Origin of the sequence: Alicyclobacillus cycloheptanicus (genome assembly GCF_028751525.1) — a bacterium.
GTDB classification, from domain to species: domain Bacteria; phylum Bacillota; class Bacilli; order Alicyclobacillales; family Alicyclobacillaceae; genus Alicyclobacillus_L; species Alicyclobacillus_L cycloheptanicus.
Genome location: NZ_CP067097.1, coordinates 1,370,162 through 1,385,995 on the forward strand (window position 1 = coordinate 1,370,162; position 15,834 = coordinate 1,385,995).

General features: G+C 58.8%; 9 protein-coding genes and 3 rRNA genes. 11 read left to right on the plus strand and 1 reads right to left on the minus strand.

What is annotated here, in order from left to right; translation table 11 throughout:
• Positions 1-4 precede the first annotated feature (4 nt).
• From gyrA to JI721_RS06310, 5 genes are all read left to right on the plus strand, one after another.
• Positions 5-2,455: a DNA gyrase subunit A gene (gene gyrA / locus JI721_RS06290; RefSeq protein ID WP_274457207.1), complete on the plus strand. Its 2,451-nt coding sequence runs from the start codon at positions 5-7 to the stop codon at positions 2,453-2,455.
• A gap of 1,007 nt (positions 2,456-3,462) precedes the next feature.
• A 16S ribosomal RNA gene (locus JI721_RS06295) occupies positions 3,463-4,996 on the plus strand.
• Positions 4,997-5,317: 321 nt separating this feature from the next.
• A 23S ribosomal RNA gene (locus tag JI721_RS06300) occupies positions 5,318-8,269 on the plus strand.
• A gap of 144 nt (positions 8,270-8,413) precedes the next feature.
• Positions 8,414-8,530: ribosomal RNA gene (rrf, locus tag JI721_RS06305) — 5S ribosomal RNA — on the plus strand.
• The 16S, 23S and 5S rRNA genes sit together here, the layout of an rRNA operon.
• A gap of 184 nt (positions 8,531-8,714) precedes the next feature.
• Positions 8,715-8,972 (plus strand): hypothetical protein, encoded by a 258-nt coding sequence (locus JI721_RS06310; RefSeq protein WP_274457208.1) that lies wholly within the window; start codon positions 8,715-8,717, stop codon positions 8,970-8,972.
• Positions 8,973-9,036: 64 nt separating this feature from the next.
• On the opposite strand, the gene JI721_RS06315 is transcribed toward JI721_RS06310, so the two are convergent.
• Positions 9,037-10,254: a YaaC family protein gene (locus JI721_RS06315; RefSeq protein ID WP_274457209.1), complete on the minus strand. Its 1,218-nt coding sequence runs from the start codon at positions 10,252-10,254 to the stop codon at positions 9,037-9,039.
• Positions 10,255-10,360: 106 nt separating this feature from the next.
• Here JI721_RS06315 and guaB point away from each other — a divergent pair, with 106 nt between their 5' ends.
• The 6 genes from guaB (at position 10,361) to JI721_RS06345 (ending at position 15,773) form a co-directional block, all read left to right on the plus strand.
• Positions 10,361-11,830, plus strand: coding sequence for an IMP dehydrogenase (guaB, locus tag JI721_RS06320; protein WP_407654077.1), 1,470 nt, complete (start codon positions 10,361-10,363; stop codon positions 11,828-11,830).
• Between the two features lie 400 nt (positions 11,831-12,230).
• Positions 12,231-12,362, plus strand: a complete 132-nt coding sequence (locus JI721_RS06325; protein ID WP_274457211.1) for a hypothetical protein — start codon at positions 12,231-12,233, stop codon at positions 12,360-12,362.
• An 85-nt stretch (positions 12,363-12,447) separates the two neighbouring features.
• Positions 12,448-13,332 carry a pyridoxal 5'-phosphate synthase lyase subunit PdxS gene (gene pdxS, locus JI721_RS06330; protein ID WP_274457212.1) on the plus strand — a complete coding sequence of 295 codons (885 nt, stop codon included), beginning with the start codon at positions 12,448-12,450 and terminating at the stop codon, positions 13,330-13,332.
• 224 nt (positions 13,333-13,556) lie between these two features.
• Positions 13,557-14,147: a pyridoxal 5'-phosphate synthase glutaminase subunit PdxT gene (gene pdxT / locus JI721_RS06335; RefSeq protein WP_274457213.1), complete on the plus strand. Its 591-nt coding sequence runs from the start codon at positions 13,557-13,559 to the stop codon at positions 14,145-14,147.
• A 34-nt stretch (positions 14,148-14,181) separates the two neighbouring features.
• Complete coding sequence (serS, locus tag JI721_RS06340; RefSeq protein WP_274457214.1) at positions 14,182-15,459, plus strand: serine--tRNA ligase; 1,278 nt, start codon at positions 14,182-14,184, stop codon at positions 15,457-15,459.
• Complete coding sequence (locus JI721_RS06345; RefSeq protein ID WP_274457215.1) at positions 15,456-15,773, plus strand: hypothetical protein; 318 nt, start codon at positions 15,456-15,458, stop codon at positions 15,771-15,773. Before serS ends, JI721_RS06345 begins: the two co-directional genes overlap by 4 nt.
• Positions 15,774-15,834: the final 61 nt, after the last annotated feature.

The window sequence follows — 15,834 nt, forward strand, 5'->3', positions numbered from 1 at the left end:
CTGTTTGGCGGACAACTTTGAGAGCAAGGTTCTGCCGATTGAACTTGCTCAGGAACTGAAAAATTCGTTTCTTGACTACGCGATGAGCACCATCGTCAGCCGCGCCATCCCGGATGTACGCGATGGTCTGAAGCCTGTCCATCGCCGCATTTTATATGCGATGTTCGAATCCGGGATGACCCCGGACAAGCCATACAAGAAGTCTGCGCGTATCGTCGGGGATGTGCTCGGTAAGTATCATCCGCACGGGGACTCCGCGGTATACGACGCGCTGGTCCGCATGGCGCAGGACTTCTCGACCCGGTACCTGCTCGTGGACGGCCACGGGAACTTCGGGTCTGTCGATGGCGATCCCGCCGCGGCCATGCGGTATACGGAATCGAGAATGTCCTCCATTGCGATGGAACTGCTCCGCGACATCAACAAGGAGACCGTCGACTTCGGCCCGAACTACGACGGCAATGAGCAGGAGCCGCTGGTCCTCCCGTCGCGCTTTCCAAACCTGTTGGTGAATGGTTCGTCGGGCATCGCGGTGGGCATGGCCACGAACATCCCGCCGCACAACCTGCGGGAAGTCATCGACGGCGTCGTGATGATGATCGACAAGCCGGACACGACCGTGCAGGATTTGATGCAGGTCATCAAAGGACCCGACTTTCCCACGGGCGGCATCATTCTCGGCCGGGAAGGCATCAAGAACGCGTATGAAACTGGGCGCGGCTCGATTCAGGTGCGTGCCACCACCCAGTTTGAAGAGGCGTCGGGCGGCAAGACGCGCATCATTGTCACGGAGCTTCCCTATCAGCAGAACAAGGCGAGACTTATTGAGAAGATTGCCGAGCTGACACGGGACAAGAAAATCGACGGCATCACGGACTTGCGGGACGAGTCGGACCGCGACGGAATGCGCATCGTGATCGAGCTGCGCAGGGACGTGCGGCCGCAGGTGGTGCTGAACAACCTGTTCAAGCACACGGGCCTGCAGGGCAGCTTTGGTGTCATCAACCTGGCGCTGGTCAACGGGCAGCCGAAGGTCCTCAACCTGCGCGATATGCTGTTTTATTACCTGGAGCATCAGCGCGAAGTGGTGCGCCGCCGGACCCAGTTCGACCTCAACAAAGCCGAGGCGCGGGCGCACATTTTGGAAGGCCTGCTGATTGCGCTGGACCACCTGGACGAAGTCATCGCCCTCATCCGCGGTTCGGCTACCCCGGATATTGCGCGTGAAGGCTTGATGAACCGCTTCTCGCTCTCGCACGAACAGGCGCAGGCAATTTTGGACATGCGCCTGCAGCGCTTGACCGGCCTCGAACGCGAGAAGATTGAAACGGAGTATGCCGAACTGCAGAAACTCATCGGCGAGCTGCGCGCCATCCTCGGCGATGAGAAGCTGCTGCTGGACGTGATCCGCAAGGAACTCGTCGAGATCCGCGAGAAGTTCGGAGACGAGCGCCGCACGCGGATTGTGGCGGCGGAAGGCGAGATCAGCGAAGAAGACCTCATCCCGGTGCAGGATGTCGCCATCGCCATCACACACGCGGGCTATGTCAAGCGCATTCCGCTCTCTACCTACCACGCACAGCGGCGCGGCGGGCGCGGCATGAGCATGATTGGCACCCGTGAGGAAGACTTTGTGGAGCATATGTACATCACATCGTCTCACCACTTCCTGCTGTTCTTTACGAACCGCGGGCGGATGTACGCGCTGAAGGCCTACGAAATTCCGGAATTCGGCCGCCAGGCGAAGGGGCTGCCCATCATCAACCTGCTGCAGATTGAGCAGGGGGAGAAGATTTCAGCCGTGATCCCGATTCGCACGCTCGGGCAGGAGGATATTGAGGGAATGTCTCTCTTCTTCGCGACGCGGCAGGGCATCGTCAAGAAAACCTTGTTGTCAGAGTACGCCAACATTCGCCGGACGGGGCTCATTGCGATTCACCTGCGGGACGACGATGAGGTCATTGGCGTGAAATTGACCGACGGCCGCCGCGACATCATCATGGCGACGCGCAACGGCATGTCGATTCGCTTCAACGAGTCAGACGTGCGCACGATGGGCCGCAGCGCCACGGGCGTCAAGGGCATCCAGCTGAGTGATGCGGACGAGGTCATCGGCATGGATGTCATTGAGGAAGGCACACAGGTTTTGGTGGCCACGACACGCGGGTACGGCAAGAAGACGCCTACGGATGACTACCGCATTCAGACGCGAGGCGGGAAGGGCATCAAAACGCTGAACTGCACGCCGAAAAACGGCTACATCGTGGGTCTCAAGATGGTCCACGAAGACGATGACCTGATGATCATCACCAATGCCGGCGTCGCCATTCGCATTCAGGTGTCGAGCATTTCCACCCAAGGGCGCAATACACAGGGTGTGAAGTTGATTAACGTGCCAGAAGGCGAAGAAGTCGCCACGGTCGCGTTGGTGGTATCGTCCGAAGACGAAGACTGAGTCCGATTCGACGGATTCGCGTTGTGCGTTGGCCTCAAATGTGTTTTGGCCGAACGGGCCCCACAAGGACGGCCGCCGAGGGTATGCGGCCGCCTTTGTGTTTTCCTGACGGGCTTGCCGTGGGTGTCCGTCTGGGATAAGATCAGATCGTTCATGGCACGCTGAGCGTGAATACGAGTGTGCGGGTCGCATGAGTGAGCTGATTGAACGTGGACGACGTGTTACATATGTGATGCATGCTCTTGTGAGCATCTGTTCATCCCATAGGAGGACGTGCGCAATGAACCTTGAAGATTTCATGATTACGCAGGGCGGTATGTTTCTTGGATTCGCTGTACTGATTGCCTTGGCGTTGCTGTTCTTTAACGCAGTGGTGCGCAAATAGCCCAAGATACGGGTGAGGGATGCGGAACGAGGCGTTCGCTGCGTGTTGTGTCGTCGGTTGCGTCACGCGCCGAACGTACGTCAGGCAGCATGAAGTTGCTGCCTTCAGTTGTAATGCTGCCATGTGAAAAGCCGGCCAATTGCGGGTGCGCCCGGAGTTGGCCGGCTTTTTGAATGGGTGTGCCGTGTGGCTGTTCAGGGTTTGCTGTGTTGCCGTTCAGCCCGCGCGCCCGCGCCTGCACAGACAGGCACCTGGACTGCACCTCGTGCATACCCATGCAGGGCGATTCGCTTCATAGGTGCGCCTCCTTCGTAAGGCTGCTTTCTTCGTGTCTCGTGAGCCTCTCTTGGCTCACATAAATAAATTTCAATTTGGGCACGAACACCAGTTGATCTCGCCTATCCAGCGTGGTATATTAGTCGATGTCGCCGCCGAGGCGGCCGGGTTGGATACCACCCGAAATTCCGCGTCACATCAAGCTTTTCTCCACGTTGACCCGGTTTGAACCGCCAGACGAGAGACAAGTTGTGAAGCGGAAGGCAATGTTGGTTCCTTGAAAACTAAACACGCAAGAAAGCGACAGTGTAGCGTAATCGACGAAAGTCGAATGAGCAAGACAAACCTTTTTGAGAGTTTGATCCTGGCTCAGGACGAACGCTGGCGGCGTGCCTAATACATGCAAGTCGAGCGGACCCTTCGGGGTCAGCGGCGGACGGGTGAGTAACACGTGGGTAATCTGCCCAACTGACCGGAATAACGCCTGGAAACGGGTGCTAATGCCGGATAGGCAGCGAGCAGGCATCTGCTCGCTGGGAAAGGTGCAAGTGCACCGCAGATGGAGGAGCCCGCGGCGCATTAGCTGGTTGGTGGGGTAACGGCTCACCAAGGCGACGATGCGTAGCCGACCTGAGAGGGTGGACGGCCACACTGGGACTGAGACACGGCCCAGACTCCTACGGGAGGCAGCAGTAGGGAATCTTCCGCAATGGGCGCAAGCCTGACGGAGCAACGCCGCGTGAGCGAAGAAGGCCTTCGGGTTGTAAAGCTCAGTCACTCGGGAAGAGCGGCAAGGGGAGTGGAAAGCCCCTTGAGAGACGGTACCGAGAGAGGAAGCCCCGGCTAACTACGTGCCAGCAGCCGCGGTAATACGTAGGGGGCAAGCGTTGTCCGGAATCACTGGGCGTAAAGCGTGCGTAGGCGGTTGCGTGTGTCCGGGGTGAAAGTCCAGGGCTCAACCCTGGGAATGCCTTGGAAACTGCGTAACTTGAGTGCTGGAGAGGCAAGGGGAATTCCGCGTGTAGCGGTGGAATGCGTAGATATGCGGAGGAATACCAGTGGCGAAGGCGCCTTGCTGGACAGTGACTGACGCTGAGGCACGAAAGCGTGGGGAGCAAACAGGATTAGATACCCTGGTAGTCCACGCCGTAAACGATGAGTGCTAGGTGTTGGGGGGTACCACCCTCAGTGCCGAAGGAAACCCAATAAGCACTCCGCCTGGGGAGTACGGTCGCAAGACTGAAACTCAAAGGAATTGACGGGGGCCCGCACAAGCAGTGGAGCATGTGGTTTAATTCGAAGCAACGCGAAGAACCTTACCAGGGCTTGACATCCCCCTGACAGCCGCAGAGATGCGGTTTCCCTTCGGGGCAGGGGAGACAGGTGGTGCATGGTTGTCGTCAGCTCGTGTCGTGAGATGTTGGGTTAAGTCCCGCAACGAGCGCAACCCTTGAACTGTGTTACCAGCACGTGAAGGTGGGGACTCACAGTTGACTGCCGGCGTAAGTCGGAGGAAGGCGGGGATGACGTCAAATCATCATGCCCTTTATGTCCTGGGCTACACACGTGCTACAATGGGCGGTACAACGGGAAGCGAGACCGCGAGGTGGAGCAAACCCCTGAAAGCCGTTCGTAGTTCGGATTGCAGGCTGCAACTCGCCTGCATGAAGCCGGAATTGCTAGTAATCGCGGATCAGCATGCCGCGGTGAATCCGTTCCCGGGCCTTGTACACACCGCCCGTCACACCACGAGAGTCGGCAACACCCGAAGTCGGTGGGGTAACCCGTCAGGGGGCCAGCCGCCGAAGGTGGGGTTGATGATTGGGGTGAAGTCGTAACAAGGTAGCCGTATCGGAAGGTGCGGCTGGATCACCTCCTTTCTACGGAGTAAGAGGCACTGTCGCGGTGCGTGTTTAGTTTTGAGGGAGCCAACCCTGCGCAAGCAGGCAGGTGAACTCAAAGGGGCTTTGGATGTGCGAAAGCAGATCGAGAGCCGGAATGTACCTTGGAAACTGGATAACGACTCCTATGAAGAAGTCAAACCGACACGAACACAGTGGGTAACTGTGAGCATGCGGAATTTGAGACGCGAGGAATGCGAGGAGCCGAACGCGTGAGGAAACGAGCGTACTGTAGGGTACGTGAGTGACGAGCGCGCGAAGGCGACGAAGCAGTCCGAAGCGGATCGAAGGACGCAAACAGGTGAAGGTAGGAAGGGCGCACGGAGGATGCCTAGGCGCCAGGAGCCGACGAAGGACGGGGCGAACACCGAAATGCCACGGGGAGCTGTAAGCGAGCATGGATCCGTGGATGTCCGAATGGGGGAACCCACTGACCGTCATGGGTCAGTACCGCTTACTGAATACATAGGTAAGTGGAGGCAACCGGGAGAACTGAAACATCTCAGTACCCCGAGGAAGAGAAAACAAACGTGATTCCGCAAGTAGTGGCGAGCGAACGCGGAAGAGCCCAAACCAGTGCTGTGTAAAAGGTTGCAGCCGTTGCAGGACTGGGGTAGCGGGACTTGTGCGGAGGGCACTGCAAGGCCGTCGCGAAGTGAGAAACTGAGTCTGTAGTCGAACGGCATGGGAAGGCCGGCCAGAGACGGTGAGAGCCCGGTAGGCGAAACAGAATCAGCTTCGTGGCACAAGGACCCAAGTACCGCGGGACACGAGAAACCCCGTGGGAATCCGGGAGGACCACCTCCTAAGGCTAAATACTCCCTGGCGACCGATAGCGGATAGTACCGTGAGGGAAAGGTGAAAAGAACCGCGGGAGCGGAGTGAAAGAGAACCTGAAACCGTGTGCTTACAATCAGTCGGAGCATGCGTGACATGTGACGGCGTGCCTTTTGTAGAATGAACCGGCGAGTGATGATGACGAGCGAGGTTAAGGCGGGAAAGCCGGAGCCGCAGCGAAAGCGAGTCTGAAGAGGGCGGATAGTTCGTTGTCATCGACCCGAAACCGGGTGATCTACCCCTGGTCAGGGTGAAGTGCGGGTAACACCGCATGGAGGCCCGAACCCACCGGCGTTGAAAAGCCGGGGGATGAACTGGGGGTAGGGGAGAAATTCCAATCGAACCCGGAGATAGCTGGTTCTCCCCGAAATCGCTTTAGGGCGAGCGTCAAGGGAAGAGGGACGGAGGTAGAGCACTGATTGAGTGCGGGGCCCGACCAGGGTTACCAAGTTCAGTCAAACTCCGAATGCCGTTTTATCAACCTTGGCAGTCAGACTACGAGTGCTAAGATCCGTGGTCAAAAGGGAAACAGCCCAGACCAACAGCTAAGGTCCCGAAGTGCCAGTTAAGTGGGAAACGATGTGGCGGTGCACAGACAACCAGGATGTTGGCTTAGAAGCAGCCACCATTGAAAGAGTGCGTAATAGCTCACTGGTCGAGTGCTGCCGCGCGGAAAATGTAACGGGGCTAAACTGGACACCGAAGCTATGGATGCAGGAATGCATGGTAGGGGAGCGTTCCATGGGCGGAGAAGCTGAGCTGGGAGGCTTGGTGGAGCGCATGGAAGTGAGAATGCCGGTATGAGTAGCGAAAAGACAAGTGAGAATCTTGTCCGCCGAAAGCCCAAGGGTTCCTGGGGAAGGATCGTCCGCCCAGGGTAAGTCGGGACCTAAGGCGAGGCCGAGAGGCGTAGTCGAAGGACAACGGGTGGAAATTCCCGTACCACCGAATAGCGCATGAGCGAAGGGGTGACGCAGGAGGAGCAGGGAAGCGCCCGGCTGGAAGAGGGCGTCCAAGCAGCGAGGGTGGCGTGCAGGCAAATCCGCACGCTGGGAAGCCTGAGCTGTGAAGGGGAGGGAAGAACAGTACCGAAGTCCTGAGCTTCACACTGCCAAGAAAAGCCTCTAGCGAGTTATGAGGTGCCCGTACCGGAAACCGACACAGGTGGGCGCGTGGAGAACACGGAGGCGCGCGGGAGAACTCTCGTTAAGGAACTCGGCAAAATGGCCCCGTAACTTCGGGAGAAGGGGCGCTCGAGAGAGCCGCAGTGAAAAGGCCCAAGCGACTGTTTAGCAAAAACACAGGTCTCTGCGAAGCCGAAAGGCGAAGTATAGGGGCTGACGCCTGCCCGGTGCTGGAAGGTTAAGAGGAGGGGTTAGGGGAAACCCGAAGCTCTGAATTGAAGCCCCAGTAAACGGCGGCCGTAACTATAACGGTCCTAAGGTAGCGAAATTCCTTGTCAGGTAAGTTCTGACCCGCACGAATGGCGTAACGACTTGGGCGCTGTCTCAACGAGAGACCCGGTGAAATTGTAATACCTGTGAAGATGCAGGTTACCCGCGGCTAGACGGAAAGACCCCGTGGAGCTTGACTGTAGCTTGATATGGGAGATGGGTATGTCATGTACAGGATAGGTGGGAGACAGAGAAGCATGGGCGCCAGCCTGTGTGGAGTCGACGTTGGGATACCACCCTTGAGATGCCTGTCTTCTAACCTGGCCCCTTGAAGCAGGGGCGGGGACAGTGTCAGGTGGGCAGTTTGACTGGGGCGGTCGCCTCCTAAAAGGTAACGGAGGCGCCCAAAGGTTCCCTCAGCGCGGATGGAAATCGCGCGGTGCGTGTAAAGGCAAAAGGGAGCTTGACTGCGAGACGGACAGGTCGAGCAGGGACGAAAGTCGGGCTTAGTGACCCGGTGGTTCCGAGTGGAAGGGCCATCGCTCAACGGATAAAAGCTACCCCGGGGATAACAGGCTGATCTCCCCCAAGAGTCCACATCGACGGGGAGGTTTGGCACCTCGATGTCGGCTCATCGCATCCTGGGGCTGAAGTCGGTCCCAAGGGTTGGGCTGTTCGCCCATTAAAGCGGTACGCGAGCTGGGTTCAGAACGTCGTGAGACAGTTCGGTCCCTATCTGCCGCGGGCGCAGGATACGTGAGAGGAATTGTCCTTAGTACGAGAGGACCGGGATGAACCGACCGCTGGTGTCCCAGTTGTGCCGCCAGGCGCAGCGCTGGGTAGCCAAGTCGGGGATGGATAAGCGCTGAAAGCATCTAAGCGCGAAGCCAGCCTCAAGATAACGTATCCCATCCGGTCAACGGAGTAAGACCCCTCAAAGAAGATGAGGTAGATCGGTCCGGAGTGGAAGCGTAGTGATACGTGGAGCGGACGGATACGAATCGGTCGAGGGCTTCACCAGCGTGGTGTTGGGGAAGACGGGAAGCATAGGGGAAAGTCGTTATCTGGTTTGCAAGGTACAGCACCTTGCATTGAGAGCTTGGACAGATGCGAGTAGTGCGAGGGAACGTGACGAAGCAATACGAAGCATATGGACAAGCGAAGGTCTGGTGGCAATGGCGGAGGGGAAACACGCGTACCCATCCCGAACACGACCGTTAAGACCTCCAGCGCCGATGATACTTGGGGTGAAGACCCCTGGGAAAGTAGGACGCCGCCAGGCGAGAGAAGACAGGGCCCAGCAAAGTGCTGGGCCCTGTTGCATGATAAGATTCGGCCTCATTACAAGTCATCCAGACACGCACGGCACCGTAAAGATAAATAGGGTACCGACAGCTGTTTGATGCCGCTCATCCTTTCGGATGTATGTTGCTCCATCACGTCGCCTTGGGAAAGAGGGAAGCCCCTTGAATTCTGTGACCGCATCGAAAAATGCCGGCTGGGTGATTTCGATTCTCGGTGTGGGTATTGTATTGGTCGCATTTGTGCTCCTTCTGCTTGGTCATCTCCAGTCTCTGCTCGCCCTTGGTGTCGGTCTGGTCATCACGCTCATTGGCTATGCCATCGTGCGGATTTCCACGACGCTGGAGGGCCTGGTCCTCAAGCTGGATGCGGAAGTTCGTTTACGGCGCAGGTCGGACGAGCGGCCGTCCCAGCGGGTTTGAGCGAGATTCGGTTGGCCTGTTGAACGGGTTCGACAGCGCTGCTCAACAAATGTAACGGAACTGCTCAGTGCACCACAGTCTCATGAGGCACATACGGGCGAACGGTTTCCATTAACTCCGGAAAGTGCGGGACCGATTCCAAATACGCCCGAACCAGATACGCATCCTTGTCGTTATTCCAATGGACGATGTCGAGCCATTCGACGGCATTATAGCGGCACAGCGTACTCAGCACGTACACTGTCACCAGGTGCGACAGCCACACTGGGTACGCGTGTCCGTCATTGACCCACAGTCCATCCGAGCCGTGCAGCACCCACGGGTGGTGCAGGTCCGGTGCAGGAATCGTGAGCAGCCCTTCCGGATCGCGATCGCGCCGCTCACCCTCGTCCTCCAGCGCTGGCAGACTTCCGACTTCCGTGAGATTCATTTCCCGTGCATCGCCGCGCATTATTTCCCGCGCAATAATTGTCGAAATCTGCGATCGATCACGGTTATTTCCCCAGCTGCTTCGTTGATTTCCCGACCCGACCTCAGTAAAGGCGTCCACCCACTCCTCCGTTGTCAGCCCGATATTGGACGCGATGCGGCGCGAGACGTACCAGTGCCCCGATGCGACCGACACCCCATCGGACGCTTCCACATCCGGTTCGAACAGTGCAGGATATACATGCTGAAATTCGGGATAAAACTCTGCGACGGCTGACGCGACGGTCGGGATGGAGCCGAGCAGGTGCCCAATCGGCAGCTTGGTGGGCAGCAGGAGGTCTGGTTGGACCACATCCCGGAAACTTTGCAGGACACCTTCCTTGTAGATGTACGCGTAGTCGAGCGGCCACCGGTAGACGTCCCGTTTCACCTTGCGAACGGACATCCCGTGCTGGAGCAGGGAGCTGCCGCGCGGGTACGACAAATCGCGTAAGTACAGAATGGTCTTCATCCAGTGCAGATACCCGTAGTACAGGAGCAGCGGTTTGATGGTCAGATCGGCTTGTTCTGCGATGGTTTCATATGCGACCGCCTGGCGCGCATTGGTTGCGATTTTGGCGGCGTTGCCATACAACGAGGTCGTACTCGCTTCCGGATGCGCCTCTTTCAGCCGCTGCAGTGCGACCGCGTCGCTCTGCAGCCGGCGAAGGTGTACAGCGCGTGTCGACAGCCACTGGGTCTGTTCTTTCTGCTCACATCCCGCAGCGCGTTTTTCGGTTTTGACTGTGGACTCGGAACCCTTGTGTTCATCGGAATCCTGCGGTTCAAAGTGCGAATTTTGTGATGGACTCAATGCGTTGACACCCCAGAACCAGGTTGCTATACTGCTCGTAATATCCACCCGGAAGCGGGATTTATTCGACAAAAATATGGACGAACCCACATGGGAGGGAAAACTTGTGAGTGACCGCTGGTCCACGAAATTCCAGCTGGAGGGACTCACCTTCGATGACGTCTTATTGGTCCCAGCCAGGTCTGAAGTGTTGCCGAACGAAGTCGATGTAACCACCAAACTGACAACCGACATCCATTTGAAAATTCCGATTGTGAGCGCCGCGATGGACACAGTGACCGAAGCGGCGCTTGCTATTGCGATGGCCCGCGAGGGCGGCATCGGGATCATCCACAAGAATATGACGATTGAACGGCAGGCGGATGAAGTTGACAAGGTGAAACGCTCCGAGAGCGGCGTCATTACGGACCCGATTTACCTCACGCCTGAGCATCCGCTCAAAGATGCGGAGAGCCTGATGTCCAAATACCGCATCTCCGGTGTTCCGATTGTCGAAGAGGGAACGGGGAAGCTGGTCGGTATCATTACCAACCGCGATCTGCGCTTTGAGCGCAACTTTGACCGGCCCATTGCGGAGGTGATGACGAGAGAGCACCTCATCACCGCCCCTGTCGGCACCACGTTGCACGAAGCGAAAGAAATCCTGTGGAAGCACAAGGTGGAGAAACTGCCCCTGGTCGACGAACAAGGGATCTTGCGCGGCCTCATCACCATCAAGGACATTGAGAAGGCGAGACAGTACCCCAATGCGGCGAAGGACAGCCAGGGCCGCCTGTTGGTGGGCGCTGCGGTGACGGTGTCCAAGGACCTCATGGAACGCGTGGACGCGTTGGTGAATGCGGGCGCCGACCTCGTGGTCGTCGATACGGCACACGGCCACTCCAAGGGCGTGATTGACTCCGTGGCGGCCGTGCGCAAGGCGTACCCCGACATCCAGCTGGTGGCGGGTAACGTCGCGACTGCAGAGGCGACCGAGGAGCTGATTCGGGTCGGCGTGAACGCGGTGAAGGTGGGCATTGGACCGGGATCGATTTGCACCACCCGCGTGGTGGCTGGGATTGGCGTACCGCAGATCACGGCGGTCTACGACTGCGCTACCGTCGGGCGCAAGCACGGGGTGCCCATCATTGCGGACGGCGGCATCAAGTACTCCGGTGACATCGTCAAGGCCCTTGCGGCCGGCGCCAGCACGGTCATGATTGGCAGTCTGCTCGCCGGCACCGAGGAGAGCCCGGGCGAAACGGAAATCTACCAGGGTCGGCGGTTCAAGGTGTACCGCGGCATGGGTTCCATCGGTGCGATGCGCTCCGGCGGCGGTGACCGCTATTTTCAGGAAGAAGCCAAGAAGCTCGTTCCGGAGGGGATTGAGGGGCGCGTGGCCTACCGGGGACCGCTCTCGGAAATCATCTTCCAGCTCGTCGGCGGCATTCGCGCTGGCATGGGCTACTGCGGCTGCCCGACCATTCCGAGCCTGCAGGACAACGCGCAGTTCATGCGCATCACGCCGGCCGGCCTGCGGGAGAGCCATCCGCACGACGTACACATCACAAAAGAAGCACCGAACTACAGCATCTAGGAGTTGGGGGCAGTGGATCTGGACGTATTGGCGCACTGACGCGCGAACATGCACCCAAGTCCGCTGCCCCGAAGCAAAAGAGCATCAATCCATACCATAACAAGAAGGAGCCAAGCCGTCCGGCTGAGCTCCTTCTTTGAGCGCTACTGCTGGTATTCCGTTCGCAGGATGCTCATCATGATGCGGTCGTATTTCTGACCGTCCCGCAGCACGGATTCCCGCATGCCTCCTCCGTGCCATCACGTTCTGTTTTACGATTCAGTGCAGCGGAAAATGATCACGGAAATTGGACGTCTGGACGCTGTCACAGCGCAGGAACGAATCTCGCCCCAATGGCTTTCAAATACCGCGGACTCATGCGATAATGGTACTAGTGTGTTTCAGGAAGGTGGGGGTGTGCTTGTCGTGGATCGCGATTGGCTCACTAATCTTGAACGCAGTCCTGGCCCTCTTGTTCATCATGGGTGGTTTTTTCATGACCAAGCGATATTTGCGCAAAATGAGGGAAGCACGGAATCAGCAGGAGTCGTAACGAAATTCAGGACATCAGGGACATGACGGGGATTTTACAACCTGCGCATCACCGACGCAGCGTCAAATAGAGGGGAGAAACGGAAATGGCAAAACTGGGAACAGAAGTTGTGAAGCGTGGCATGGCGGAAATGCAAAAGGGCGGCGTCATCATGGACGTCGTGACGCCTGAACAGGCAAAAATTGCAGAAGCTGCGGGTGCGAGCGCCGTCATGGCGCTGGAACGCGTCCCGTCTGATATTCGTGCCGCGGGCGGTGTCGCGCGGATGGCCGACCCGACCATTGTGGAAGAGGTCGTCAAAGCGGTGTCCATCCCTGTGATGGCGAAGTGCCGCATTGGTCACATTGTGGAAGCACGGATTCTGGAAACGCTCGGCATTGACTACATCGACGAAAGCGAAGTCCTGACGCCGGCGGATGACAAGTTCCACATCAACAAGAAGGCATTCACGGTCCCGTTTGTGTGCGGTGCGCGTGACCTCGGCGAGGCCCTGCGCCGCATTGCAGAGGGTGCCTCGATGATTCGCACCAAGGGCGAACCTGGCACTGGCAACATCGTGGAGGCCGTGAAGCACATGCGGACCATGCAAGCGCAGATTCGCAAAGTGCAAAACATGTCCGAAGACGAGCTGGTGGCAGAGTCCAAGAACCTGGGCGCGCCGTATGAACTGCTGCTCGAAGTGAAGCGGCTTGGCAAGCTCCCGGTGGTGAACTTCGCCGCGGGCGGCGTTGCGACGCCGGCGGACGCGGCCCTCATGATGGAACTGGGTGCTGATGGTGTGTTTGTCGGGTCGGGTATTTTCAAGTCCGAGAACCCGGAGAAGTTTGCACGCGCGATTGTGCAGGCCACCACACACTACCAGGATTACGAACTGCTGCGTGAATTGTCCAAGGGCCTCGGTACCCCGATGAAGGGCATCGATTTGAACACGCTGCGCGATGAAGAGCGCATGGCGGCGCGCGGCTGGTAATCCGTTTTGGCCCGGCAGACGGCGCGTCTGCTGCGGCGGAAACGTTGCGGCCGACCGGCCACTGTGGTTTAAAGAGATACGCGGCCGCCCTTTCGGCGGCCGTTTGTGCAATTTCGGCGCGCAGTGCGCATCCTGCGCACCATGCACAGGGCTTCCTGCGCACGCGCCATGGTGCCTCGGCACTGTGACATTTACCACTCTCGAAGAGAATTGGGGCATGCATCATGAAAATCGGCGTGTTAGCGGTCCAGGGCGCTTTTCGGGAGCACGAACAGATGCTCCAGAACCTTGGCGCACAGACCGTCTATGTAAAGAAGAAGGAACACCTCGAAGGATTGGATGGCATCGTCATTCCTGGCGGTGAGAGCACCGCCATCGGCAGACTGATGCGGGAGTATGACCTGATTGCGCCCATCCGCGAGATGGCCGCAAACGGCATCCCGATGATGGGCACCTGCGCGGGCATGATTGTGCTGGCGAAGCGGATTGCGAACGGCGACGAGCCGCATCTGGCCGTCATGGATGTGGAGGTCGACCGAAATTCGTTTGGCCGCCAGCGCGAGAGCTTTGAGACCGACCTCGACATTCCGGCCATTGGCGAAGCGCCGTTTCCGGCCGTGTTCATCCGCGCGCCGCACATCCGCGATGTGGGGCCGGACGTGACTGTGCTCGCCAAGTATGAAAATCGCGTCGTCGGCGTGCAGCAGGGGCACCTGCTCGCCTTTTCCTTCCACCCGGAACTGACGGCGGACGACCGCATCCACCGGTACTTCCTGCAGTTGGTCGAGGCGCGGACGAAGCAGCCCGCGGGTTGAACGATACGAAGCCGAGAAAGGTTGTGCGAGGTTCATGTTGGATTTACGGGCGGTACGCAGCAATCCAGAAAGGTTTCGCGCCGGACTCCGCCGCAAGCACGCGGACCCGAAGCTCATCGACGAACTGCTGGGGGCCGATGAAGCCTGGCGCGCCGGGCTGGCGGAAGTCGAACGGCTGAAGGCGGTGCGCAACAAAGCGTCCGAAGCGATTGCCCGGAAGAAGAAGCAGGGCGAGAACGCCGACGCTGACATCGCCGAGATGCGCACTGTCTCCGAGCAAATCAAGTCGCTCGACGAGGAAGTCCGCGTCCGGGAGCAGCAGGTGAACGAGTTGCTCCTCGCGATCCCGATTCCTCCCCACGAATCCGTCCCAGACGGCGCGGGCGAGGAGGACAACGTGCCGCTGCGCTTCCACGGCCAGGTGCCCGAGTTTGACTTTGAGCCGAAGCCGCACTGGGACATCGCCCAAGACCTTGGCATCGTCGACTTTGAGCGGGCGGCGAAAGTCACGGGCTCGCGCTTCGTGATTTACAAAGGCCTGGGCGCCAAGCTGGAGCGCGCCCTGGCGAGCTTCATGCTCGACTGGCACACGGAGAAAAACGGGTACACGGAGATGTTTCCATCGTTCATCGCGAACGAGGACAGCTTCGTCGGCACCGGGCAGCTGCCGAAGTTCGCGGAGGACATGTTCAAGCTGGAGGGGCTGCCGTACTACCTCATCCCGACGGCGGAAGTGCCGCTGACCAACTACTACCGCGAAGAGATTCTCGACGCGTCGATGCTCCCCGTCAAGTTCGCCGGATACAGCGCCTGCTTCCGGTCAGAGGCGGGATCGGCCGGGAAAGACACGCGCGGCCTGATTCGCCTGCACCAGTTCCAGAAAGTCGAGCTGGTGAACCTCGTGAAGCCGGAGGAGAGTTACGAGGCGCTGGAGAACCTGCTGCGCGACTGCGCCAGCATCCTGGAGGCGCTGGAGCTTCCGTACCGGGTGCTCGACATTTGCGCGGGCGACCTGGGTGCCAAGGAGACCAAGAAGTACGACCTGGAAGTCTGGCTGCCCGCCCAGCGGACCTACCGGGAAATCAGTTCCGTGTCCAACTTCGAGGACTTCCAGTCCCGCCGCGCGGGCCTGCGCTTCCGCCGGGAGGAAGGCGCAAAGCCGGAGTTTGTGCATACACTGAATGGGTCCGGTTTGGCGATTGGCCGCACCGTCGCCGCGATTCTCGAGAACGGCCAGCAGCCCGATGGCACGGTCAAGCTGCCGAAGGCCCTCGTCCCTTATATGGGGGTGGAGGTGCTGACCGCCCCATGATGGTGACCATTCTGCAAGCCATCGCGTGGATTGTTGCCATTGCGGGCATCATCTGGTGCATCGTGATTCAGCGGCGGGCGCTCAACAAAATCGCGTTTGGCCGGTCGATGTTCATCAGCGGCATGGCCGTGCTGACCGGCCTCATCGTCGGTCAGCTGCCGAGCATCGCCGCGACCATCATCTCCGTCTGTCTGATTGTCATCGGCCTCGGCATGCTCGTCTTCATGGCCGTCAAGTCGCAGCAGCACCTGCGGAAACGGGCGCGATCGACCCATAGCACAGACGCGGGTGCCAGCGAAACGACTGGACAGTGACGGCCGGCGGCGGGGCTGCGTTGGGCCGATCGCGATTGGCAGTGAACGGCTCGTGTACGGC

Bases quoted from the DNA above. Each gene is read 5' to 3' on its own strand.
- pdxS (WP_274457212.1), top strand. From the start codon at position 12,448: ATGGCAAAACTGGGAACAGAAGTTGTGAAGCGTGGCATGGCGGAAATG.
- pdxT (WP_274457213.1), top strand. From the start codon at position 13,557: ATGAAAATCGGCGTGTTAGCGGTCCAGGGCGCTTTTCGGGAGCACGAA.
- serS (WP_274457214.1), top strand. From the start codon at position 14,182: ATGTTGGATTTACGGGCGGTACGCAGCAATCCAGAAAGGTTTCGCGCC.
- JI721_RS06345 (WP_274457215.1), top strand. From the start codon at position 15,456: ATGATGGTGACCATTCTGCAAGCCATCGCGTGGATTGTTGCCATTGCG.